Here is a 2,241-nt window from a genome sequence, read left to right on the forward strand (position 1 = left end):
GCTCGACGCCGCGGCTACTCCGACGGCCGCGCCGCCGCCGACGATCGCGAGCGCCCCGACGGTCGTCACGAACGGACGGCTGTGCTCGGAACCGTCGTGCACGCTCGGACCAACGGGTAGCGGTGAGTTGTACCTTTCCCCGGCACGGGATGGAGCCGCGCGGATCAGCACGCCTTTTCCCGTCGACCCCGTTCGGAACCGTATGGACACCAGCAGCGAGGGGGACGGGAGCGCGGGTGGGGTCGCGCTGTTCGTCGACGGCCCGAACGTGTTGCGCGACGAGTTCGACGTCGACCTCGACGACGTTCGAGAGGCCGCGGAGGCGGAGGGGCCGCTCGTGACGACGCGGCTCTACCTCGACGAGCACGCCACGCCGGGGTTGATCCAGGCGGCGGAGGCGCGCGGCTTCGAGGTGATCGTCACCAGCGGCGACGTCGACGTCAAACTGGCCGTCGACGCCAGCCGGTTCGCCGCGGAGGCACGGATGTCGACGCTCGCGATCGCCTCCCGGGACACCGATTTCAAGCCCGTACTGGAGACCGCCAACGGCTACGGGATCCGGACGCTCGCGATCGCTCCGGGGGCGTTCGGCCGGTCGGACGCCCTCCGGAACGCCGCGACCGACTCCGTCACCCTCGACGCCGACGATAGCGACCTGGAGGGCGGGGAGGGAAACGGGCAGTCGGCGGGGACGGACGACGAGATGCCGGCCCCGACCGAAGCAGACGGGACGACGACGGCGACGGTGCGTGGTGGCGATAACGACGACTCAACCGACTGAGATCCCTCGCCGTCAGGAGACTCCGGAGTCTCGGGAGTGCGTTCTCGCTTACCCGTGACCCTCCCTTAGCAGCGGTTTACTCACTCCTCGCCCGACCGATGAACGTCCCGCCGTCGGTCCATCCAACCGTCCCGAACGCGGCCGAGGAGTATGGATCCGAGCCCGCCGATCCCGGCGAGTAGAACCACGATCCCCGCGCCGGCGATGACTGCTCCGAATCGGGCGATCGCGGCGTCAGCCCCGATCCGGGCGTAGCCGACGACCGGGATCGACGCGACCGCCTTGGCGTGAACCCACTCCTCACGGACGACGGGTGAGATCCCCGTACTCTGGTCGTACGCGCCGTTCGCGTCCCCGTACGTCACGTACCCGTCGTGTGCGGCCGGACACGACCGGAGGTCCGTACAGTCGGCGGTGAGCATGGTCGGATCCGCGCGTGTGGTCCAGTCCTCGCCGGCACTCACCTCGAACGCCACGCGGTGGAGGATCGGGCGGTCCGGTTCCGTCGGCGACGTGAACACGACCACGTCGCCGGTTTCGCCCAGTCGCGTCGGCGCGTCTGCCTCGTCGCTCCCGACCACCCCGCCCCGTCGGTCGGTCGCGGCGACGACCACGAGATCGCCGCGCTCGACGCCGGGTGCCATACTGTCGCTCTCGACGGCAACGAACGGCGGCCACGCTCCGCCGGCGGCGACCGCGACCGCGGCAAGGATGGCGACAGCCACCAACGGTCCGAACGGACCGGGACGGGGATCGCTCACGAGACACACGGCGTTCGGGGCGGACTTGAGCGTGTCGGCGTGACGAGACGGGGCGCCGCCCACACGAGTGGTCCGGAATCGAGTCCTGTCATCCCCCGATGGCAAGACCTTAGGTCGGTGCGGGAGAGCTGCCGTCATGACCGATCGGACCCCGCCACTACACGGCGTCCACGAGGGGAGCGGCGCGACGTTCACGGACTTCGGGGGCTGGCAGATGCCCGTCGAGTTCGACTCGATCAGCGAGGAACACGCCGCCGTCCGCGAGGCGGTCGGCGCGTTCGACGTCTCACATATGGGCGAGATCGAGGTGAGCGGCCCGGACGCGACGACGCTGATGAACCGGCTGACGACCAACGACGTGGCCGCGCTCGACCCGGGCGACTCCCAGTACGCGGCGATCACGAACGCGGACGGCGTCATGCTCGACGACACCGTCGTCTACCGACTCCCGGACGGGACGGCCGCGGGGTCGGCGGCCGCGTCGCTTTCGGGGGTCGACGGCGACCTCGACGCGCCGGACGGTGACCCGGCCTACCTCTTCGTGCCGAACGCCGGACACGACGCGGCTACCCTCGACCGCTGGGTCGAGTGCCGGGACGCGAACGGGTTCGACGCCGCCGTCGAGAACACGACGGCTGACTGGGCGATGGTCGCGGTTCAGGGGCCGGACGCGGCCGCGGCGATGACGGCAGCGAGCGA

At 70.6% G+C, this 2,241-nt stretch carries 3 protein-coding genes; 2 read left to right on the plus strand and 1 reads right to left on the minus strand.

Annotated features, from left to right (window positions below; genetic code table 11):
- The first annotated feature begins 202 nt into the window (after positions 1 to 202).
- Positions 203 to 781, plus strand: coding sequence for an NYN domain-containing protein (locus ACFQEU_RS14790; protein ID WP_379783397.1), 579 nt, complete (start codon positions 203 to 205; stop codon positions 779 to 781).
- Positions 782 to 861: 80 nt separating this feature from the next.
- Here the strand turns inward: ACFQEU_RS14790 and ACFQEU_RS14795 are convergent, their stop codons facing one another.
- On the minus strand, positions 862 to 1,542 hold the full coding sequence (locus tag ACFQEU_RS14795) for a S26 family signal peptidase (protein ID WP_379783399.1): 681 nt from the start codon (positions 1,540 to 1,542) through the stop codon (positions 862 to 864).
- Positions 1,543 to 1,678: 136 nt separating this feature from the next.
- On the opposite strand from ACFQEU_RS14795, the gene ACFQEU_RS14800 reads away from it, so the two are divergent.
- A partial coding sequence (locus ACFQEU_RS14800) for an aminomethyltransferase family protein (protein ID WP_465261160.1) occupies positions 1,679 to 2,241 on the plus strand: 563 nt, incomplete at its 3' end.

Source organism: Halorubrum tibetense, assembly GCF_042661865.1.
Lineage (GTDB): Archaea > Halobacteriota > Halobacteria > Halobacteriales > Haloferacaceae > Halorubrum > Halorubrum tibetense.